This window comes from Pseudomonas sp. G.S.17 (genome assembly GCF_038096165.1).
Classification (GTDB): Bacteria; Pseudomonadota; Gammaproteobacteria; order Pseudomonadales; family Pseudomonadaceae; genus Aquipseudomonas.
The window spans coordinates 3224416-3246475 of sequence record NZ_CP151076.1 but is presented as its reverse complement, the minus strand read 5'-3'; the positions used below and the strand labels follow the sequence as shown (position 1 = coordinate 3246475).

Annotated in this window: 16 protein-coding genes; 9 read left to right on the top strand and 7 right to left on the bottom strand. The window is 58.9% G+C overall.

Annotated features, from left to right (window positions below):
• The first annotated feature begins 50 nt into the window (after positions 1 to 50).
• Positions 51 to 2525, top strand: a complete 2475-nt coding sequence (locus tag AABC73_RS15285) for a UvrD-helicase domain-containing protein (RefSeq protein ID WP_341519914.1) — start codon at positions 51 to 53, stop codon at positions 2523 to 2525.
• A 3-nt stretch (positions 2526 to 2528) separates the two neighbouring features.
• Here AABC73_RS15285 and AABC73_RS15280 read toward each other — a convergent pair whose 3' ends face one another.
• From AABC73_RS15280 to AABC73_RS15255, 6 genes are all read right to left on the bottom strand, one after another.
• Positions 2529 to 2786 carry a DUF1652 domain-containing protein gene (locus AABC73_RS15280; RefSeq protein WP_065835649.1) on the bottom strand — a complete coding sequence of 86 codons (258 nt, stop codon included), beginning with the start codon at positions 2784 to 2786 and terminating at the stop codon, positions 2529 to 2531.
• A gap of 347 nt (positions 2787 to 3133) precedes the next feature.
• Positions 3134 to 4117, bottom strand: a complete 984-nt coding sequence (locus tag AABC73_RS15275; RefSeq protein ID WP_341519912.1) for a D-glycerate dehydrogenase — start codon at positions 4115 to 4117, stop codon at positions 3134 to 3136.
• Positions 4118 to 4133: 16 nt separating this feature from the next.
• Positions 4134 to 5450, bottom strand: a complete 1317-nt coding sequence (locus tag AABC73_RS15270) for an MFS transporter (RefSeq protein WP_341519911.1) — start codon at positions 5448 to 5450, stop codon at positions 4134 to 4136.
• A 65-nt stretch (positions 5451 to 5515) separates the two neighbouring features.
• Positions 5516 to 6481 carry a sugar kinase gene (locus tag AABC73_RS15265; RefSeq protein ID WP_341519910.1) on the bottom strand — a complete coding sequence of 322 codons (966 nt, stop codon included), beginning with the start codon at positions 6479 to 6481 and terminating at the stop codon, positions 5516 to 5518.
• Positions 6474 to 7271, bottom strand: coding sequence for an AP endonuclease (locus tag AABC73_RS15260; protein ID WP_341519909.1), 798 nt, complete (start codon positions 7269 to 7271; stop codon positions 6474 to 6476). The genes AABC73_RS15265 and AABC73_RS15260 overlap by 8 nt, the downstream gene beginning before the upstream one ends.
• A gap of 66 nt (positions 7272 to 7337) precedes the next feature.
• Positions 7338 to 8360 carry a LacI family DNA-binding transcriptional regulator gene (locus AABC73_RS15255; RefSeq protein WP_341519908.1) on the bottom strand — a complete coding sequence of 341 codons (1023 nt, stop codon included), beginning with the start codon at positions 8358 to 8360 and terminating at the stop codon, positions 7338 to 7340.
• A 248-nt stretch (positions 8361 to 8608) separates the two neighbouring features.
• On the opposite strand from AABC73_RS15255, the gene AABC73_RS15250 reads away from it, so the two are divergent.
• The 6 genes from AABC73_RS15250 (at position 8609) to AABC73_RS15225 (ending at position 16518) form a co-directional block, all read left to right on the top strand.
• Positions 8609 to 9727 (top strand): MFS transporter, encoded by a 1119-nt coding sequence (locus AABC73_RS15250; RefSeq protein WP_341519907.1) that lies wholly within the window; start codon positions 8609 to 8611, stop codon positions 9725 to 9727.
• 282 nt (positions 9728 to 10009) lie between these two features.
• Entirely contained in the window at positions 10010 to 10690 is a 681-nt protein-coding gene (locus AABC73_RS15245) for a hypothetical protein (RefSeq protein WP_341519906.1), read from the top strand.
• A gap of 75 nt (positions 10691 to 10765) precedes the next feature.
• Complete coding sequence (gene lexA, locus AABC73_RS15240; RefSeq protein WP_341519905.1) at positions 10766 to 11383, top strand: transcriptional repressor LexA; 618 nt, start codon at positions 10766 to 10768, stop codon at positions 11381 to 11383.
• A complete protein-coding gene (imuA, locus tag AABC73_RS15235; protein WP_341519904.1) occupies positions 11383 to 12000 on the top strand; it encodes a translesion DNA synthesis-associated protein ImuA in 618 nt (205 codons plus the stop codon). Before lexA ends, imuA begins: the two co-directional genes overlap by 1 nt.
• Positions 12001 to 12007: 7 nt before the next feature.
• Positions 12008 to 13423 carry a DNA polymerase Y family protein gene (locus tag AABC73_RS15230; protein WP_341519903.1) on the top strand — a complete coding sequence of 472 codons (1416 nt, stop codon included), beginning with the start codon at positions 12008 to 12010 and terminating at the stop codon, positions 13421 to 13423.
• On the top strand, positions 13420 to 16518 hold the full coding sequence (locus tag AABC73_RS15225; protein WP_341519902.1) for an error-prone DNA polymerase: 3099 nt from the start codon (positions 13420 to 13422) through the stop codon (positions 16516 to 16518). Before AABC73_RS15230 ends, AABC73_RS15225 begins: the two co-directional genes overlap by 4 nt.
• 68 nt (positions 16519 to 16586) lie before the next feature.
• On the opposite strand, the gene AABC73_RS15220 is transcribed toward AABC73_RS15225, so the two are convergent.
• Positions 16587 to 17024 carry a response regulator gene (locus AABC73_RS15220; protein ID WP_341519901.1) on the bottom strand — a complete coding sequence of 146 codons (438 nt, stop codon included), beginning with the start codon at positions 17022 to 17024 and terminating at the stop codon, positions 16587 to 16589.
• Between the two features lie 519 nt (positions 17025 to 17543).
• On the opposite strand from AABC73_RS15220, the gene AABC73_RS15215 reads away from it, so the two are divergent.
• Complete coding sequence (locus tag AABC73_RS15215; protein ID WP_341524248.1) at positions 17544 to 19847, top strand: Orn/Lys/Arg decarboxylase N-terminal domain-containing protein; 2304 nt, start codon at positions 17544 to 17546, stop codon at positions 19845 to 19847.
• The gene (locus tag AABC73_RS15210; protein WP_341519900.1) at positions 19844 to 22027 is read left to right on the top strand and encodes an ornithine decarboxylase; all 2184 of its coding nucleotides are present in this window, start codon (positions 19844 to 19846) and stop codon (positions 22025 to 22027) included. Before AABC73_RS15215 ends, AABC73_RS15210 begins: the two co-directional genes overlap by 4 nt.
• Positions 22028 to 22060 lie beyond the last annotated feature (33 nt).

Below are 22060 nucleotides of genomic sequence, written 5' to 3'. Positions count from 1 at the left end.
AATAGCGCGACCATGGCGCCTTCGCTCATCTGTTGACTGCTGGAGCCTGCGTGCCGGACACCGATCTTCATCCTCATGCCGAGCTGGAACTGACCCCAGCGGAGCATCTGCCTTTCTTCAAACGCCTGATTGCCCGGCTGCTGGGCAAATCCTTGACACGATTGGGCTCGCAACACAGCCCCTCATGGTCCCAGGGACACGCCGACGGTTATCTGAATGGCCATTTGCAAGGCGTTGATGAGGGTTATGCCGAAGGGCATCTCGACGGGATTGAGCAAGGTCGGCAGGTGCTGGTAATCCGCGACACGCGCCCCAGCGAACATCGCGGGCCGAAAGTAGATGATCATCTGTTCGACGATTGGCGCCTGCCGCTGAGCGCCGAATTGAGGAAAGCCATCAAGACCGATGTGGCTCTCAAGCTGCCGCCCCATGCGCAGCCCAGTGCGGCGCAATGGAAGATGATTTTCAGCGACACCCCGTCAACCTACGTGATCGCTGGTGCAGGTGCGGGAAAATCCACTTCGCTGGTATTGCGCGTGCTGGTCCTTAGTCATTATCTGGGATTCGAGCTGGACTCGATGACCGTCGTGACCTTCACCCGCGAGTCGCGCAAGGACTTCGTCAACAAGCTGATCGAGATTTTCGGCTTCTGGGGCCATGACCTGAGTCAGAAGCAGGCGCGCGAGCTGGTACGCACCTTTCATTCGCGGATCTTGCCACTGGTGCGCAGCCTGCCAGGTTTTGAACAGCTGACGGCGTTCGAAAACCTTGGCAGCCAGTCAACCGTGGGCATAGAGGAGGGCGCCGACAGCAACCCTTTCGATTTGCGCATCAATGACGCGCAACGTCAGCAACTCAACTTGTGTTATCGCGACCTGTACGCCAGCAACGAGCGGTTCCGCGAGGTCATGGCGCCGCTGTATCGCCAGGCGTTGCAGCTCAAGGAGCTCGAGCGCGACCATCCGGATGTGCAGAAACGTGTCACCGTCACCGAGTTGTCGGCCAAGCGTGATGAAGAATTGTGCGACACCATTGAAGACCTGTGGATTCGCGCCAAGGCATGGCCGATCAAAGGCATCGAGCCCATGCGCCAGACGGTGGAGATCAACGGTTTCGGTTTTCACCTGCACGGGTATATCGCCGAACTGGACGCCTGGGTGGTTCTGGGCTTCGATCCATCGGAAGACCAGCAGCTGAAACGTCCGGGGGCGAAATTGCCGGTTTGGGCTGAGTGGGTCATCAAGCGCACCCTGTTTCAAGCTTTCTGCCGCAAACCATTGATATGGCTGGAAAGCTATGAGGCCGGCGGCCGGGTTCTACAGTCCCTGTCCGGCGCTGCTGTGGCCGGGCCAGGCTTTGATTACAAGGTCAAAGGCGAGCTTGGCGCTGCGCCACTGCTGGACAGTTTCGTGGCCGCGGCAAGTTTTATCGAAAACCTGGCGCTCGACGTCCCGGCTGCCGTGGCCGAAATGAGCTTTGCCAACGACGACCCGGATCGATATTTCTTCGAAGCGTTGAGTCTGTTCTGGAAAGCCTTCGAAACTCATCTGCTGGCGCAGACGCCGCCGGTCATGACCTATAACCGGATGTTCGCCCTGTTTGGCGAGAACGCCCCGGAAAACCTGAAAGTTGTGGGTGATGCGCAGCTCAGGCCACTGTCGCACTTGATGATCGATGAATTTCAGGACGTGTCGCCGCAAATCGTTTCGTGGGTCCGGGCGAGTCTTCGGGAAATTCGTCGGCGAGGTCCGGCGTTGCACATCGGGCGTACGGCCCGGCACGCTTCGTTGCTGTGTGTCGGCGACGACTGGCAATCGATCTACGGCTGGCGCGGCAGCTCACCCAAGTTCTTCATGGAGTTCCCCAAGGAATTTTCCTCGCCGGCAACCACCAAGGTCATGCTCAGCGAAAACTATCGTAGCCATCAGCACATCATCGACGCTGCCGAACATATCGTCCGCGCCGCGCCGGCCATCGCCGGCAAAAAAGCCCGCGCCTGCGGAGCCGCTCAGGAGTTGCTGCCGGTCACTGTGCTGAATCGTGAGGATCAGGTGCTTGAAGAACGGCTGATGGAGCATTACCAGGACGGCGATTCGATTTTATTGCTGTACCGTAAAAGCAGTGAAAAAGCCTCTTTGTCCAAAGGCTTACAAGCGCTTATTAATGCAGACTATGCGCAATCATCCGAGAAGCGACGCTTCAAACAATTGACCTATCACAGCGCCAAGGGGCTGCAGGCTGACGCGGTATTCCTGCTGGGCGATTGCCAGCATCTGACCCATTCGCCTTACAAGAACCAGCTGTATCGTCTGGCCGGGCTGGGTAATGCCGGCGATACAGATGCATTCGACAACGCGCAAAAAGACGAGGTGATGCGTCTGGCCTATGTCGCGATTACGCGCGCCGTTCGGCACTGCTATTGGTTTATCGATGGCAGCGTGAAAGAGGGCGCGAACGTGACCAAAGCGTCGGATCGAATCGACGCTGGCAAAGCATTTTTCGAGGATTTGCGTCACAAAACCTGAGTTTCAGGACGCGTTCAACACTCTGGATGGGCGGAACGACTCCAGTTCCGCCTCGATCGCCTCGATAATCAGTTCCACCTCCGTCGCATTCATCACCGTTGCGCAAGGCAGGCCTGCGATGGCAATGACGGTTTCGCCGCTGGCCCGATCGAAAAGTCGGGCAACCATGCTGCTGGGGGCATCCATGGTGGCTTCGAAACCGACCGGGTGGAAGTACCAGCGCATCAGCTGGCAAGCGTTGGGGAACGTGACTTTGTTCATTCAGCCCACCTCGTCTACATCGGCACTGGCAATAGCTCCAATGGGTAGGGAAGGACCGGTCGAGATGGCCAGCGAAAGCACTGGTTGACCTGGAAGCGGGGTCTTGGGGAAGATTCCCACAATGGTCGAGGCACTTTCCTGATAAGAAATCTGAACAGTCCTATCGAGAAACAAAAATAGCACTGCATCGGTTACAAACAGAAAACTTTTTTCCGGATGGGACGAAGTTTCGCATTTTTATGATCCAGGTCATGTTGGTTATTCCTTAAACATCTTTCAGAATGGGCCAACGGTTCATTCTGGCTTGAAGCCTTGCTTTAAAGCGAGGCTTGCCCGCGAAGAGGTCTTTAGCGCCGTGTCTCCCAACCTTTCGAATTAACCAGATTCGCCGGCCTCTGGCCCTTGAGCGCACTGATGAGATTGTCCACTGCGCAACTGGCCATGGCCTCGCGGGTTTCATGGGTTGCCGAGCCCATGTGCGGCGTCGCCACGACATTGTTCAGCCCGAGCAATGGCGAATCGCTGGCCAGTGGTTCGCGCTCGAACACATCGAGCCCCGCCGCGCGTAGCTGGCCGCTCTGCAGCGCCTCGATGAGCGCCTGCTCGTCGACCACCTTGCCCCGGGCGATATTGATCAGAATGCTTTCCGGGCGCATCAGCGCCAGTTGCTCCTTGCCGATCAATCCCTCGGTTTCAGCGGTCAACGGCACCGTCAGGCAAACAAAGTCGGCTTCGCGCAACAACGCCTCAAGGCTGCGATAGCCCGCATCGAAACGGGCTTCCACAGCCGGTTTTGGCGAGTGACTGTGATACAGCACCGGCATGCCAAAACCGAAATGGCCGCGCTGGGCCAGTGCCTCACCGATCCGGCCCATGCCGATGATGCCTAACGTCTTGCCATGCACGTCACTGCCGAAATGCGCGGAGCCGATGTTCTGCTTCCATTCACCGTTGCGCACCATATTGGCCAGTTCGACCACCCGCCGCGCCGTGGCCATGATCAGGGCAAAGCCTGTATCGGCGGTGGTTTCAGTCAGAACATCCGGGGTGTTGCACAGCGCAATGCCCCGACGGTCCAGATCCTCGAGGTCGTAATTGTCCACGCCCACGGAAACAGTGGAGATCGCCTCCAGTTGCGGCGCAAGGTCCAGCAAAGCGGCATCCAGTTTGATGCTCGCGCCCAGAAGACCCTGCGCGTAAGGCAAGGCCGCGCGCAGTCGGGCGAGATCATCACGCTTGGGATCCTCGATAAACGTGACTTCAGCGTGGGCCTGCAAACGCTCCATGAGTGGGGAAGACAGTTGCTTGTAGAGAACGACATGCTTTTTCATCGTGGACATTTCCCTTTCAAGGATGGGCCGGGGCGCGGGGAGTATTGCGCTGGTCAGCGACAGGCTTGGTTTTGTTGTCTGGCCTGAGCATCAGGGTCAGGAATACCGACAGCAGCAGCGAGCCGCTCATGAACAGATACGAAGCGCTCAGGGTTCCGGTCACGCCGTTGAGGTAACCCACCAGATACGAGCCGGCAAACGAACCCAATGCGCCGAGACTGTTGATCAGCGCCATGGCCCCACCGGCCACATTCGACGGCAGGATTTCCGGAACGATGGCAAAGAACGGCCCATAAGGCGCATACATGCAGGCACCGGCAATCACCAGCAGGGAATAGGACCACCAGAAATGTTCAGTACCCAAGGCGTAGGAACCGTAGAAGGCAATCGCGGCCAGCAGCAGCGGCGGCCATACAAACACCTTACGTTTTTGCAGTTTGTCCGAGGCCCAGGACACCACGATCATGCCGATCACGGCAGCCAGATAAGGCAAGGCCGACAACCAACCGGCCTCGACCATGTCCATCTGCATGCCTTTTTTCAGGATGGTCGGCAGCCACAGCACAAAGCCGTAAACGCCGATGCTCCAGCAGAAATACTGCGCGGCGAGCAGCAACACTTTTGGCGAACGAAATGCCTCGGCATAGTTCTTCACCGGTTTGATGCCGACTTGCTCGGCGTCCAGGCGCGCTTGCAGTTCGGTTTTCTCGGCTTCACTGAGCCACTTGGCCTGGGCTGGACGCTCGTCCACCAGACGCCACCAGATAAACGCCCAGATAACCGCTGGCAAGCCTTCGACGATAAACATCCAACGCCAGCTGAAATGGGCTACGAGATAACCGGAAACCACTGACATCCAGAGCATGGTCACCGGATTGCCGAGAATCAGCACGGTATTGGCCCGGGAGCGCTCGGCGCGTGTGAACCAGTAGCAGAGATAGACCAGCATTGCGGGCATTACTGCAGCCTCGACCACGCCGAGCATGAAGCGGATACCGATCAGCATGTAGGCATTGGAAACAATGCCAGTCAGCGTCGCGAGGCCACCCCAGAGAATCAGGCTGACAAAGATCAGCTTTTTAACGCTCTTCTTCTGCGCGTAGATCGCACCTGGCACCTGAAAGAAGAAATAGCCGAGAAAGAACAGGGCACCCAGCAACGACGACATGCCTGGGGTGATGTGCAGGTCTTCGGCCATGCCCGAGGCGGCGGCAAAGCCATAATTGGCCCGATCCAGATAGGCCAGGCTGTAAGTGATGAAGACGATGGGCATGATCCACAACCAGCGACGTTTCAAACCGCTGGTTTTAACGCTATCGAGTAACTTTTCCATTTCGATCTCCTGAGCTTTTTGTTGTTGTCGCAGCAGGTACGGTTATTCAGTTGAGCAGGGGTGGTTCAGATCAGTTCCGCCAGTTTTCGGCTGATGGGCAACGCCGCGTCGAGCGCCGCGCGTGACGGCAGGCCTTCCATATCGCCGCGGCTTTGCACGGCCTGACTGCCGATCCAGTTGCCCCGGGCTACGGCCTGGGCAAACCCCTGGTTTTCCAGCAGGGCGCTGATCACCCCGACGGCGAAACCATCACCGGCGCCGACGGTGTCAACCACCTGGCTGACCGGAACGCCGGCGACAAAACCCTGATCGTTTTGCGTGCGGTAATACGCGCCGTTAGCGCCGAGCTTGATCACCACCGCTTCGACGCCCTGGTCCAGGTAGAACGCGGCAATGTCCGGCGGATCTTCATAGCCGGTGAGCACCAGGCCTTCGGCCAAACCTGGAAACACCCAGTGCGCCAGGCTGGCGAGGTAGTTGATCTCGTTGATCATGCGTGCCTGGTTCGGCCACAGGGACGGGCGCAAATTAGGATCGAACGACACGCTGCGTCCGGCGTTATGCATGCAGGTCATCAATTCCCGGGACAAGTCACGGCAGCTGCCCGACAACGCAGCGGGGATGCCGGTTGCGTGTAAATGCCTGGCGTCGAGCAGGCGCGGATCGATGTCCTTGAGCGACAGGCGACTGGCCGCCGAACCCTTGCGGAAATACTCCACGGCAGGATCGGCGCCCTCCAGTTCCCGGGACTTGAGCTGGAAACCGGTGGGGTGCAGCGGGTCCACGGTCACGTGCTGACAACTCACGCCTTCGCGTTGCAGGCTGTCAACGACGAAACGCCCCAGCGAGTCATCGCCGACGCGGCTCAGCCATTCAACCTTGAAGCCCAGGCGCGCCAGACCGATGGCAACGTTGCTGTCGGCACCGGCAATGCGTTTTTCGAAATGACTGACCTGAGCCAGATCGCCGGGCTGCTCCGCGACGAACATCGCCATGGTTTCGCCGAATGAGAGGATATCGATCTCAGACATGGCTCAATGCCTCCCGTGGCTGAATCGGCGCATCCGGAGCGAGACGCGCCAGGATGGCCACCTGCTGGCGGGTGATCGCCAGCAAATCGTCGCCTTGCAACGGGTATTCGATGGCACGCGGGACTGCGTCCGGCATATACGCCAGCAGTTGTCGCCATGCAGGCAAGTCAGCCTCGGTGGGCGGGACCGCAACCAGCTTGTCACTGGCGTTGCGGGTCACGGCCTTGAAATGCACGTATTGCACGAAGCGCCCCAATTGCTGCGCGGCGCTGAGCACATTCTGGTCCTGCCACTGCCAATTGCCGACATCGAAGGTCATGCCGATGTCCAGTTTCAGGGCTTCTATCTGCGCGAAGAAACGGCGCAAGGGCGCGATTATTCCGCCGTGGGCTGTCTGGTCGTTTTCCACCAGCAGTTGCACATCGTGGTGGGCCAGTTCCTCACTGAGCGCCTGTAAATCACAGGCGTCAGTAAAGTGACCGAGAGAAACTTTCAGCCACTTCGCGCCGCAGGTATGGGCCCGTAGCAGGGTTGCGGTCAGTTGTGGATTGGGTTGCGTCTGATCAGCCAGCCACAATTCCAGCGGCGCCGAATACAGACACTCCAGGCCTTGAACCTGAATCGCCAGAGCCAGGGCGGGGAAATCCTCAACAGTGAACAGCTCTTCGCGCAATTCGATGCGCGAGACGTTGCTATCAACCAATAGTGGAATAAAGGCGGCTTGCCCGCGCTGACGAACCAGATCGGCGCCGAAGCTTGAAAGACTGATGGAGACGGGGTTCATGTGCATTATTTTTATCCTCTGAAACCGGTTTCATTTTTACGTAAAAAGTGGATCGAACAGCGGTCGTTCATGTCAGGAGCGCGGTCGAGTCGAGCCGCGCACAATCAATTTCGCTGGAAAGTCGAACAGCCGGCTGGGTGCCTGATCGCCACGCAGCCGGTTGAGCAGGCATTCGAATGCGGTAATGCCGATGTCATGGGTGGGTTGGGCGAGGGAAGTAATGCCGCTGCCCACCAAGGGATACCAGTCCAGTTCATCCAGGGCGATCAGGCCGATATCATCAAAAAGGTCGCAACCCAGCTCACGAAGCAGCCGGGTGGAGGTCAGCGTCGCCACGCCATTGGCGGTGAACAGCGCCTTGGGGCCGGGGCCCGGTGCGGCGAGAAAGGATCGCAGATTGTCGGCCAGTTGCTCATCGGTTTGCGTGACCTGACCACGAAGCCGGGGTCGCTGCTCCATCAGGCGGGTGAAGGCTTCGGTTCGTTCCAGGCGGGTGCTGGTCCCGTCCTGTTGCTCGCTGACCAGCAAGATGTCGCGGTAGCCGCAGCTTTCCAGATGATCGATGGCTTGTTGCACCGCTGCACTGTTGTTCAGTCCCACCAGATCACTGTCCAGCTGATCGACTCGGCGATCCACCAGAACCATGGGCAGTTCGCGATGCAGATCGCGCAGTTCATCAAGGTGATGCCCGAGGGTATTCACGATCAAACCCTCGATGTTGTAAGAACGCAGCGCCGCCAGATGCAGGCGTTCCTGCTCGTCATCGCGATCGGTATTGCACACCACAAGGCTGTAACCGTGACGTCGGCAGGCGGTTTCGACACCGTGCATGACGGCAATGGAATAGGGGTTGCGAATGTCGGCGACGAGCATGCCGATCAACCGCGTACGACCGCGCTTCAGGCCGCGAGCCATTTGATTGGGGCGATAACCGAGGGTTTCGATAGCCTGTTCAATGCGCAAGGCGATGGCATCGGAGAGTAATTGCCGGTCATCGCCTATAAAACGCGAGACGCTGGCCTTGGATACACCGGCCAGATCGGCAACATCATTCATGGTCACGCGCACACGCGGCGACGGAGGAAAACTACTCACATTGAACACCCTGTTGGATTTATTGGCGGGCTAGTTTTACGGGCTCTGAAAACGGTTTCAGAAAACACCATCGCCGCGCTCACGTCAACACGGCGCCGGATGAAAGGCGGTATTTGTGGATCTGGCGCCGGGTCAATGTTCAATCCTGCGCAGCGCATTGGCGTGACAGTTTTATGAAAGAAGGGTTGTCAGTCCGCATTCCAGAGCCTCATGCTGCACGTCCGTTTTGTAACCGGCTGTTGCTCGAAATGCCTGCGGTTAAACCTTCCGTTGATGCTGCCTCCCGTCGTTCGGCCATAGTCCTGGCGCTGTGTTTACCCAGTGACGTGTTGCTGTATCTGCTGCTGCCGATGCATGTGCAGGCATTTGGCATCAGCCTGGCCCAGGCCGGAGTGCTGTTGGCGGCCAATCGGCTGGTGAGGATTTTTGGTTATAGCTACGTGGTGCGTTATTACGCGCGCCATGGTGATCGTCCTACAGTCATGCTGGCTGCGGCGACAGCGACGGTATGCGCGCTCGGCAATGCGGTCATTTCCGGATTCTGGTGGCTGTTGATCCTGCGCCTGGGTTGGGGATTGGCCTACGCGGCGCTCAATTTGTCTACGCAGGTTCTGGCCACTTCGGAACCTGCGGGGGCGGCGCATCGCTCAGGTCGTTCTCGGGCCTATATCGCGATCGGCCCGATGCTGGCCTTGCCGGTTGGCGCATTGATCAGTATCCAGTTCGGCCCCCGGCCGGTGTTTATTGTGCTGGCCTTGGCCGCGCTGCTCGGTTGCTGGGTGGCCCGTGGCTTACCGGGGCTCGCACATGTCATGCCGACCGCTTCGGGTCGCCGTTTCAAGGCACCGGACAGTGTTGCGATCTGGTCGTTCGTCGAAGGCGTCGCGCTGGACGGGCTGTTCATTTTTGGCTTGTCGCTGCAGGCGCAAGCCGTGATGGGCACCAATGCCGTTCTGGTTGCGGGGGTGCTGCTAGCGTTGCGTTATGTCTCGGAAATGCTCTTGAGCCCATTGGGCGGTCGCCTTGCTGATCATGTCGGGGCGGTGAACATGCTGGTGGTGTGCTCGGTGCTGACCTGCATCGCACTCACGGCGTTCGGTTCCCATTGGTTGATTCTCGGGGCGGCCAGCGTGTTGATCTTGCGCGCGGTGCAACTGCCCCTGGTGACCACGCTGGTTGCGCAACGCAACCCTGGGCCGGGTCGAGTGCAGGCCTTGGCCGCCAACGCTGTCTGGCGAGACATCGGTGCCGGACTGGGCCCATTGTTGGCGGGGGTGTTATTGCCGGTGGCCTCTGCCACATGGGTGTTTGCTGGCGCCGGGCTTGCGGTTGCGCTAAGCGCAATTGTCTGCGGGCTGCGCAAGTAGCTTTCGAGTAATAGTCTTTCGGTCTCTATAACGGGACAGCATTTTACTCGTTGATAGTTCGAGTATTTATGACCCTGGATGCAACCTTCAGGCCTTATTTGACTCTTATCGTCACATTCTTTAAATCGACACATTGGACAACTAGCCTGTGAGCGGCCTTCACAGCCAGCCGCATGCTGATCGGAACATGGAGTTGCGGGGAGCGAACCCAGTCAGGGAAGCATATTCGCAGTAGCGATTGGCGCTATATCTCCAATAAATGCGTACCAGAATCCGAGAATAATGAAAATTTTCAAAGCGCCCCTCATCACCCGATTCCAGCGTCGCTGTGCATTCTTCGTCCTCCCTGTATTGCTTATAGCGTCTTCGGCGTTGTTGTTCAGCGTGGGCAAGGGCGTACATGCCGAACCCAAGAACGGTACACAAACGCTGGTGTTCATGCGCCACGCGGAAAAACCTTCAATGGGCCTGGGCCAGTTGAACTGTCAGGGCCTGAATCGCGCCATCGATCTGTCAGAGCTGCTGCCCAAGGAATTCGGCAAGGCCAATTTCATCTTTGCCGCCAACCCCAGCCGTCACGTTGAAGAAGGTGAGGGCGATCATTCCTATAGCTATCTGCGTCCCTTGATGACGGTTGGTCCCAGCGCGATAAAACTTGGCCTGCCCATCAATATCGACTTCGCGGCCAATGACACCAGCGATCTGGCCGATGAATTAATGAATGACAAGTACCGCGATGCGACGATTTACACTGCCTGGTCCCACGGCTATCTGCCTGAGTTGATCAACAAGGTGGCAGAGGAAGCGTCCGGGCAAAAAATCAAACTTGTGAACGACTGGACGGGCGATGATTTTGACTCGTTGTCCGTGCTGACCCTCAAGTGGACCAACGGCAAAGCGACGCTCGAGTACGAGAACTACAAGCAAGGGCTGAACCACGGCGCCGAAGGCTGTCCGACTTGATTCAGCCTTAGCGGGCCGCTGATTTCGAGTCTGGCGACCAAATGCTCTAGGCAGCAAAAGCGCAAAGGAGTACAAATGTACTCCATGAGCATATTATCTCCTCGCCGCAGCGCAATTCTTACCTTCATTCGCGATCGCATCGCGCAGCAGGGTCAATCGCCGAGCCTTGCGGAAATCTCCGAAGCCTTCGGTTTTGCCTCGCGCAGCGTGGCACGCAAACACATTCTCGCCTTGACCGAGGCCGGCTTGATCGAAGTCATGCCCAATCAGGCCAGAGGCATTCGCCTGATACAGACCGCCCCGCGTCCCGAGCTGCTGGAAATTCCGGTCATGGGCCGCGTGGCCGCCGGCATGCCGATCGGTCCGGATGTCGGCACCCACGACACCTTGCTGCTGGACCGCGCCACGTTTTCCCGCGTGCCGGATTATCTGCTGCGGGTGCAGGGCGACTCGATGATCGAGGACGGCATCCTTGATGGTGACCTGGTCGGCGTCCATCGAAGCAGCGAAGCCCAGGACGGGCAGATCGTGGTTGCACGGCTGGACGGCGAAGTCACCATCAAACGCCTGCAAACCGGCCATAACCAATTTCTCCTGCTGCCGCGTAACCCGGCTTATGCGCCGATTGTGGTCGAGCCCCATCAGGATTTCGCCATCGAAGGCGTGTTCTGTGGCCTGGTCAGGCGTGAATGATGGGCGCCGTGGTCAGCCTCGATGCGCTGCTGGACGAGCGACGGGTCTGGAAAGGCCGGCAAAGTGCGCCCCCGGTCAGTCCGCAACCCACCGGCCATTCAGCCCTGGATGCCGCGCTGCCTACAGGTGGCTGGCCTGCCTCGGCGCTCAGTGAAATCCTGATCCCTGCCGATGGCAGCGGCGAATTGCGTCTGTTATGGCCAACCCTGGCGCGGCTGGCTGACAAGGGCGAACGTATCGTCCTGGTTGCACCGCCGTTCATTCCTTACCCTCAGGCGTGGGAAGCGGCCGGTGTCGATCTACGCTGGCTGGCAGTGATTCAGGCCAGCGAGCGCGACGGCTTGTGGGCGGCCGAGCAATGCTTGCGCTCCGGCAGTTGTGGCGCGGTGGTGTGCTGGCCCCGGCAAGCGGATGACCGGGCGCTGCGTCGCTTGCAAGTGGCCGCCGAAACCGGGCAGACCCTGGCCTTCGCCTGCCGCCCGATACAGGCCGCGACCAATCCATCGCCCGCTGCGTTGCGCATTGCCATTGATACCCGGCCCCTGCAATTGCGGGTGCTCAAATGTCGGGGCGGTATGGCGCCGGCATTTCCCATCCCCTTTACGACAGGCGCTTGAGGTTCTTATGTTGTGGGCCTGTGTCTTGCTGCCACAACTGGCGCTCGACGGCGTCATGCGCCGCCGCACCAATGCCGATGAACCGCTGGCGCTGCTGAGCGGCACGCCGCAACGGCGGATATTGCAGGCGGTCAATCCGGCCGCCCGAGCCTTGGGGCTGCGGCCCGGTCAATCCTTGACCAGTGCCCACGCCATGGTGCGTGATTTCGCAACCGCTGAATTCGACCCGGCGGAAACCGAGCGCTGGCATCGTTTGCTGGCAGCCTGGGCGTATCGCTTCAGCTCGCAAGTCAGTCTGAAATACCCGCGCGTATTGATCATGGAAGTCGAATCAAGCCTGGGTTTGTTCGGACCGTGGCCAGTGTTCGAAGCCCGGTTGCGCGCCGAGTTGAACGCTTTGGGGTTTTCCCACCGAATCGTCGTGGCGCCCAATCCGGTGGCTGCGCGCATGCTGGCCAATGTTCATGACGGACTGGCAGTTACCTGCAGCGAGAGCTTGCGCCGGACCCTGGAGCAGATGCCGGTAGACCGCATCGGCCTGACCCGCGAAACCGCAACGGCCTTGTCGCGCATGGGCCTGCGCAATCTCCAGCAGGTTCTCGGACTGCAACGTAACAGTCTGGCCCGGCGTTTTCCGGCGCAGGTCCTGCAGCATCTGGATACCTTGCTCGGTGAGCGGCCAGTGGCGCTGGAGTTCTATACCCCGCCGGACTATTTCGATGTGCGTATCGAGCTCAATTTTGACGTCGAGTCTCATCAGGCCTTGCTATTTCCCATCAAACGGCTGGTTTCCGATCTGGCGATGTTTCTCGGCGGACGTGACAGTGGCGTCCAGCGTTTCACTTTGCATCTGGAACATCTCGTAGGCGCTGACACACTGGTGCCGGTCGGATTGCTCAGCGCCGAACGTGATGGCGCCATGCTGTTTGAACTGGCGCGCGGCCGGCTGGAGCAGATTCAGGTGCCTTCCCCGGTGCGCGCAGTGCGCTTGCATGCCCGTGAATTGCCACCATTTGTCCCGGCTCATCGGGAGCTGTTTGATGAGCGGCCCCAGCAATCACTGCCGTGGGAGCAATTACGCGAACGGCTGCGCGCGCGGCTGGGCGATGAATCAGTCAATGGCTTGCGCCTGCGCGCCGATCACCGGCCCGAATGTGCCTGGCAAGCGGACTCTGAAACCAGAGTCAGGCTTTCCCAGACTAAAGTGCCGCGTCCCGGCTGGCTGTTGAGTCAGCCATCACCATTGCCGGAAGCGGGTACGCGAATCCTCGCCGGGCCGGAGCGTATCGAGTCCGGCTGGTGGGACGGCGGCGACATTCGGCGCGACTATTTTCTGGTCGAAACCCGTACCGGTCAGCGTGGCTGGGCTTATCGAACAGTGGGTGAGGGCGGCGACCTGTTGCTGCATGGCTGGTTCGCATGAACAGCCCTTATGCTGAACTGCATTGCCTGTCGAACTTCAGTTTCCAGCGTGGAGCCTCCAGCGCCGCAGAATTGTTCCAGCGCGCCAAAGAGCACGAATACCAGGCCCTGGCGATCACCGACGAATGCACATTGGCCGGCATCGTGCGCGCCTGGCAGGCGGCCATGGACAGCGGTCTGCCGTTGATCATCGGCAGTGAGATCAGCATCGTCGATGGTCCAAAAGTCGTGCTTCTGGTGGAAAACCTCAGGGGCTATCAGGCGCTGTGCCGGTTGATAACCCTGGCCCGGCGCAGAGCCAAAAAAGGTCAATACCTGTCGTTACGTGAAGATTTTCCGGGGGCGGGCAGCGGCTTGTTGGCGTTATGGCTGCCGGATCTCGAATTGCCAGCGGCAACGCTTCAGGACCATGGGCAGTGGCTGGCAAAAACATTCCCCGAAGCCACGTGGCTGGCGGTCGAGCTGCATCGTGGCCCGGATGATCAACAGCGACTCGCTCAACTCCAGGCACTGGCGCACGAGTTGAATATCCCGCTGGTCGCCAGTGGCGATGTGCATATGCATGCCCGTGGGCGTCGTGCCCTGCAAGACACCATGACCGCCATCCGCTATCACACCACGGTGGCCGAGGCCGGGCATCGGCTGTTCGCCAATGGTGAGCGTTACCTGCGTCCGCGCAGCGCCTTGCTTGAGCTGTATCCCGAGCAGTTATTGGCGCAAACGCTGTTGATCGCTGCGCGCTGCACCTTCGACTTGAGCCAGTTACGTTATGAATATCCCCACGAGCTGGTGCCAGCAGCACATACGCCGGGCTCATGGCTGCGGGAAATGACTGAGCAAGGCGTGCGCAAGCGCTGGCCTAAAGGGCTGAAGCCAGCGACCCGGGCGCAGATCGAAAAGGAATTGCAGCTGATCGGCGAGATGAAGTTCGAGAGCTACTTTCTCACGGTCCACGACATCGTCTGCTTTGCGCGCAGTCGCGACATCTTGTGCCAGGGTCGGGGTTCAGCGGCCAATTCCGTGGTCTGTTTCGCCCTGGGCATCACTGAACTGAATCCCGAGAAGAGCAATCTGCTATTTGAGCGATTCATTTCCAGGGAGCGCAACGAGCCGCCGGATATTGACGTGGATTTCGAACATGAGCGCCGCGAGGAGGTTTTGCAGTACGTTTTCAAACGTTATGGCCGGGGCAGGGCAGCACTGACGGCCGTGGCCAGTACTTATCACGGCACTGGAGCGGTGCGTGATGTAGCCAAGGTGCTGGGCTTGCCGCCGGACCAGATCAACGCACTCGCGGAGTGTTTCAGCCGCTGGAGCGATGAAATGCCGCCGGTGGATCGTCTGCGCGAAAACGGCTTTGACCCCGAAGCGCCGATTTTGCGGCGTGTGCTGGCATTGACGGACACGCTGATCGGTTTCCCCCGGCATTTATCGCAGCATCCTGGCGGCTTTGTCATTTCCGAGCATCCGCTGGAAACCCTGGTGCCGGTGGAAAACGCGGCAATGGCCGAACGCACCATTATTCAGTGGGACAAAAATGATCTGGATCTGGTGGGTTTGCTCAAGGTCGACATCCTCGCCCTCGGCATGCTCAGCGCGTTGCGCCGCACTTTCGATCTGGTGCGTACTTATCGAGGTCAGCAATGGACCCTGGCGTCAGTGCCCGCTGAAGATCCTGCCACCTACGAAATGATCGGCCGGGCAGACACCATTGGAGTATTCCAGATCGAGTCCCGAGCGCAAATGGCCATGTTGCCGCGCCTCAAACCTGTGACCTTCTACGATCTGGTCATCGAAGTGGCCATCGTCCGGCCGGGGCCGATTCAGGGCGACATGGTTCATCCCTACCTGCGCAGGCGCAACGATGAGGAAGCTGTCACTTACCCACCAAGACTGAAAAAGGTCTTCGAGCGCACTCTTGGCGTTCCCCTGTTCCAGGAACAGGTGATGGAAGTCGCGATCCTGGCGGCCGATTACACCCCCGGTGAAGCCGATGAACTGCGCCGTTCCATGGCTGCCTGGAAGCGTCATGGTGGGCTGGAGCCGCACCGCCTGCGTCTGGCTGAGCGCATGAAAGCCAATGGTTATGAGCCAGAGTTCATCACCCGGATTTTCGAGCAAATCAAGGGCTTCGGCAGTTATGGTTTCCCGGAATCCCATGCTGCCAGCTTCGCCTTGCTGACCTACGCCAGTTGCTGGCTCAAATGTCATGAGCCAGCGGCCTTCGCCTGCGCGCTGATCAACAGTTGGCCCATGGGTTTCTACAGCCCCGACCAGATTCTTCAGGACGCGCGGCGTCACCACATCGAAATTCGCCCGGTGGATGTGCGCTACAGCGATTGGGATTGCTCACTGGAACCTGTCGAGCATCAGGAGCGCAACCGGACCCTTGCGATTCGCATGGGCATGCGCATGATTCGCGGCTTTCGTGAAGAAGATGCCCGGCATATCGAGTCTGCCAGGGCGGGCAGAACATTTATTGATGCCACTGATCTGAGCCTGCGTGCAGCGCTGGAAAACCGAGCTCTGGAGGCATTGGCTGACGCAGGGGCATTGCGCGGACTGATCGGCCATCGCCATCGGGCGCGCTGGGAAGTCGCCGGAGTCGAAGCGCAACGCCCGCTGTTCGGCCCGGAACATACGGTAGAAGAGACGCAAATCGCCTTGCCTTTACCGACGGTGGCGCAGGATGTGTTCGCCGATTACACCATGACCGGAACCACATTGGGCCCTCATCCCCTGGCCATGTTGCGCCGCCAACTGGCCGCCAAACGCTTTTACAGTGCTCACGATCTGCTCGATCTTGAGCATGGACGCATGATCAGTGTGGCCGGGCTGGTGGTGGGCCGCCAGCGTCCGGGTACCGCCAGTGGCGTGACCTTCGTTACCCTGGAAGATGAATTCGGCATGATCAACGTCGTGGTCTGGCTCGACCTGGCTCAACGTCAACGCAAGATTCTGGTGGGCTCCAGGTTGATGCAGGTATTCGGGCGGTTGGAGTCGCAGAAGGGCGTGCGGCATGTGATCGCGCAGCGCCTGCTCGATCTGACGCCGCTGCTTGCCGGGCTGGATGTCCGCAGTCGTGATTTTAAATGAGGGTTCGGGAAGCACAGCCTGGTTGCGGGCAAGTACCTCGCGGCATAGAGCGCAACAGGCTTAGTGCATTAACGAGGTGTGCTGCTGATCGATTCCAGGGGAGTGTTGGCTCGGTCAAGTTGAGCCATTACACCGTTGAGCAGTTGGGTAATCGTCCAGGGCTTGGCGATGAACAGCACGTCAGGCTTGATCTGATCGCTGCCAGGCGTACCGTGCCCGGACATGACCACGATAGGTATGTCGGCCCATTTCTCACCCACCAGATTCGCCAGGGCAATGCCATCCATACTGCCCGGCATGCGTACGTCAGTCAGCAACAAGGCGACCTCGTTACCATGGGCATTGAGGTAATCGACAGCCTCATCAGCGTTCTCGACCGCCTGGGTCTTCAGCCCTTCTTCAGTCAGGATTTCGCATACGAAGTCCCGAATCATTGGCTCATCTTCAACAACAAGCACCAGACTCATTGTGGATCGGGTCTCTTCGTACTGCGGTGTTTGAGTCATTTTGGTTCCCTCAGCCTGCACATTAAATATCCGGGAGCACTGCAACGTTGGATCCATTTTCGTTGTTCCCAGACATCTGAGCGGAATCAAACGGAAAAAATTCATTTTTAAATAAAAAGCGATAAGTTCCAGACGACCGGCATCGAACCCTGGATCGTACGTGCTTCGGTCCCGAGTATTGATCTAGATCAATTCCTCAGTTTGCGACTCTGTAAAAATAGCCGCTCTCCAGCCCCAACCCTGCCGTACGGCCTCTCACTATTTAAATCTCTCCGTCACCTGCTCGTTCAGAAAAGGCACGGCACAGTGAAAGTTTCAGTATCCCGACTACCCTTGTTTACCACCTCTGCCGTCACGGTAAGTTTCATTCGCCCTCTATTCACCCAGTCACGCACAAATCGACTTCCCAATACTCCGCCAAGTCAGTTTTCAGATTGCCCTTCGCAATAGATAACTCTGTCATGCGCTCTTAGAACAGGAAGTTTTAAAATGCCTCGTAAACAGCAAGCTCGTTTGGGTATGAAAGCCCTGCTCATTCATGAAGACCTTACGGCACTGACGGCGGCAGGCAGGGCCGTCAGAGAGATGGCTGAGGTTCTGGAGCAGCGTCAGGTTGAAGTGATTCTCGCGAAAAGTGCGCTGGACGCCGTCGCCATCATCCACGCCGATCCCATGGTTCAATGTGTCCTGCTGGACTGGGACCTCGACCTGGACGACGGCCACGAAAAAGCCATGACGGTGCTCAATGCCGTACGCGCCCGCAGTGAAGCCCTGCCTATTTTTCTGTTGGCTGATCGCAGCAGCGCCGCCACTGTCCCCCTGGAAGCCATGCAGAAGTCCGATGACTTTATCTGGCTACTTGAAGACACCATCGCGTTTATTGGCGGGCGCATCGTCGCAGCGATCCAGCGTTACCGGGAAGCAGTCCTGCCGCCCATGTTCTCGGCATTGGTGAAGTTCTCCCAGGTTTATGAATACTCGTGGCATACGCCAGGGCATACCGGCGGTACTGCATTCCTGAAGTCCACGGTCGGGCGGGCGTTCTTCGATTATTTCGGCGAAAATCTGTTCCGCTCCGATCTGTCGATTTCTGTTGGTGAGCTGGGATCGCTGCTGGATCATTCCGGCCCCATCGGCGCCAGTGAAGTGTATGCGGCACGCGTCTTCGGCGCCCATCGCACGTACCACGTCACCAATGGCTCATCGACATCCAATCGGGTGATCCTGATGGCCAGCGTCACCCGTGATCAAGTGACGCTGTGTGATCGCAATTGCCACAAGTCGGTCGAACACGCCATGACCATGTCCGGCGCGATCCCGACGTATCTGATCCCGTCGCGCAACCATTACGGCCTGATCGGGCCGATTCCGCCGGAACGCCTGAGCGCCAGCTATATCAGCGAATCCATCGCCAATAATCCGCTGGTACACAACGGCATCGATCCAACACCGATGCACGCGATCATCACCAACTCGACCTACGACGGGCTGTGCTACAACGTGCGCCGGGTCGAGGAGCTGCTGGGCGAAAGCGTTGACCGGTTGCATTTTGACGAAGCCTGGTTCGGTTACGCGCGCTTCAACCCGATGTACCACGAGCGTTTTGCGATGCATGGCGAACCGGCCAGCCACGGCGCCGACCGGCCGACGGTTTTTGCCACCCAGTCCACGCACAAGCTGCTCGCCGCATTGTCCCAGGCGTCGATGATTCATATCCGCGATGGCCGTCGCCCTATCGATCACGCACGTTTCAACGAGGCGTTCATGATGCATGCCTCGACGTCGCCCAATTACGCGATCATCGCGTCCAATGACGTCAGCGCCGCCATGATGGAGGGTCCGGGCGGCAAGGCCTTGACCGACGACTCGATCCGCGAGGCGGTCTCGTTCCGGCGCATGCTGGCGCGCCTCAACGTGGAGTTCCTGGAGAAGGGCGAATGGTTCTTCAATGTCTGGCAGCCGGATACCGTGTTCGATCCCGCGCAAGGCAAAGACATCGCATTTCATACCGCCAGTGATGATCTGCTGGCCAGCGAACCCGCCTGTTGGGTCCTCAAGCCCAATGCGGCCTGGCACGGATTTGGCGACATCGAAGACGGTTACTGCCTGCTGGACCCGATCAAGGTCTCGATCACCTCGCCTGGCATTCTCGCGGGCGGCGGCATGAGCGGGCAGGGCATTCCTGCCCAGGTGTTGACGGCGTATCTGGATCGGCAAGGCATCGTGGCCGAGAAAACCACGGATTTCACCATCCTGTTCCTGTTCTCCATCGGCGTGACCAAAGGCAAGTGGGGCACGCTGGTCAATGCCTTGCTCGATTTCAAGCGTGACTTCGATAACAACGCGCCGCTGGAAGTGGTGCTGCCAGCCTTGATGGCTGCGCATGGCGCGCGTTATCGCGGTCTGGGTCTGCGCGACCTGTGCGAAACCATGTTCGCCAGCATGGCGCACCTGGACACCACCGCTGCAATGTCCCGGGGTTTCTCGACCTTGCCGGTTCCGGACTTGAGCCCGGTGCGCGCTTACGAGCAACTGGTGCGCGGCAACGTTGAAGTAGTGAGCCTGGAGCAGATGGCGGGGCGCACCGTGGCCACGGGCGTGGTGCCTTATCCACCTGGCATTCCGTTACTGATGCCCGGCGAAAACGCCGGCCCTGCAGACGGCCCGTTACTGGGTTATCTCAAGGCTCTGGAAGCCTTTGATCATCGATTCCCGGGCTTCACCCACGACACCCATGGCGTGGAAGTGGAGGAGGGTCTTTATAAGGTCCGCTGCCTGACAACGCCAAGCGCCACCCCCTACGTAGCAGAGGTTACCCAGTGAATCGTTTGAAAATTGCTGCCAGTCTGGCCAGCCGCAGCAGCTTCGCCACCTCACGTACCGTGCTGGAATTCAACGAAACCGATCTGACCGACATCGCAGCTGCGGTCATCAGTGCCGAAGACGTGCGCAACGGGCTACTGGAAGTCATCCGCACCTCCGGGTTCGATATTCCGATTTTTTTCGCGGTCACTGCCAAAGACCAACTGACCCCGGAGAACTTGCCGAGCATCGAACATGTGCTGCTGCAAATCAGCGGGGTGTTCGACCTCGGCGTCGATGACGCGCAGTTCTACGGCGACAAGCTCGAAACCGCCGCCAGCCAGTATGAAGAAGCCTTGTTGCCGCCGTTCTTCGGTGCGTTGAAACACTACGTGGAACGCGGCAATTCGACGTTTGCCTGTCCGGGCCATCAAGGCGGCCAGTTCTTTCGCAAACACCCGGCCGGTCGGCAATTTGTCGAGTTTTTCGGCCCGACTCTGTTCCGCGCTGACCGCTGCAATGCCGATGTCGAGATGGGCGATCTGCTGATCCATGAAGGCGCCCCGCTGGAAGCACAGAAACGGGCGGCCAAGGTGTACAACGCCGACAAGACTTACTTCGTGCTCAACGGCACTTCGGCGTCGAACAAGGTGGTGACCAATGCCTTGCTGACTCCGGGCGATGTGGTGCTGTTCGACCGCAACAACCACAAGTCTGTGCATCAAGGGGCATTGTTCCAGGCTGGCGCGACCCCGCTGTATCTGGAAACCGCGCGCAACCCCTACGGTTTTATCGGCGGTATCGACGCCCACTGCTTCAACGAAGACTATCTGCGTGAACAGCTGCGCACCGTCGCGCCGCATAAAGCGGACGAGCCTCGGCCGTTCCGCCTGGCGGTCATTCAACTGGGCACCTACGACGGCACGATCTATAACGCCCGACAAGTTGTGGATCGCATCGGTCATTTGTGCGATTACATTTTGTTCGACTCAGCCTGGGTCGGTTATGAGCAGTTCATCCCGATGATGAAAGACTGCTCGCCGATGCTGCTGGAGCTGGGCCCGGAGGATCCTGGCATCTTCGTCACCCAGTCGATCCACAAGCAGCAGGCGGGGTTTTCCCAAGCCTCGCAGATCCACAAGAAAGACCGGCATATCAAAGGCCAGGATCGTTATTGCAATCACCATCGCCTGAACAATGCCTTCATGGCTCAGGCATCCACCAGCCCGTTTTACCCGCTGTTCGCCTCGCTGGACGTCAACGCCCGCATGCACAGCGGTCGCAGCGGCCTGCGTCTGTGGAGCGAGTGCGTCCATGCCGGCATCGAGGCGCGCAAGCTGGTAATGGACAACTGCACGTTGATTCGGCCGTTCGTGCCGCCAACCATCGACGGCCGTTATTGGCAGGACTACCCGACCGATGTGATCGCCAACGATCTGCGCTTCTTCAAGTTTCACCCCGATGAGCGCTGGCACGCGTTCGAGGGCTATACCGACGATCAATACTTCATCGACCCGTGCAAGCTGCTGTTCACCACGCCGGGGATCGATGCCGTCACCGGCGCCTATACCGAATTTGGCGTGCATGCCGGGATATTGGCCACCTTCCTGCGCCAGTACGGCATCGTGCCGGAAAAGAGCGACCTGAACTCCATTCTGTTCCTGCTGACGCCCGCTGAAGGCAAAGCGAAGATGCAGCACCTGGTGGCGCAGATCGCGCGTTTCGAGCGTTTCATTCATGACGATGCGCCGCTGGCTGAAGTGCTGCCCAACGTATATCAGGCCAATCAGGTCCGTTACCACGACTACACCATCGGCCAGCTGTGTCGTGAGATGCACCAGTTGTACGTGCGCCATGACGTCAAAAGGTTGCAGAAGGAGATGTTCCGCAAGGCCAGCATGCCGCCGATTGTGCTCAATCCACGGGATGCTCATCTGGAATTTGTGCGCGGACATTGCGAATTGATCGCCTTGCAGGACGCCAAGGGCCGGATCGCTGCCGAAGGCGCCTTGCCGTATCCGCCGGGTCTGCTCTGCGTGGTACCCGGCGAGGTCTGGCAAGGCCCGGTATTGGAATACTTCCTGGCGCTTGAAGATGCGATCAATCACTTCCCCGGCTTCAACCCCGAGTTGCAAGGTGTGTATCTGCGCGTTGAAGACGACGGCCGAACCCGCGCCTATGGGTATGTCATCAAGCAATGATCCATCTTGAGGGGCGCCGGCAATCTCTTGCCG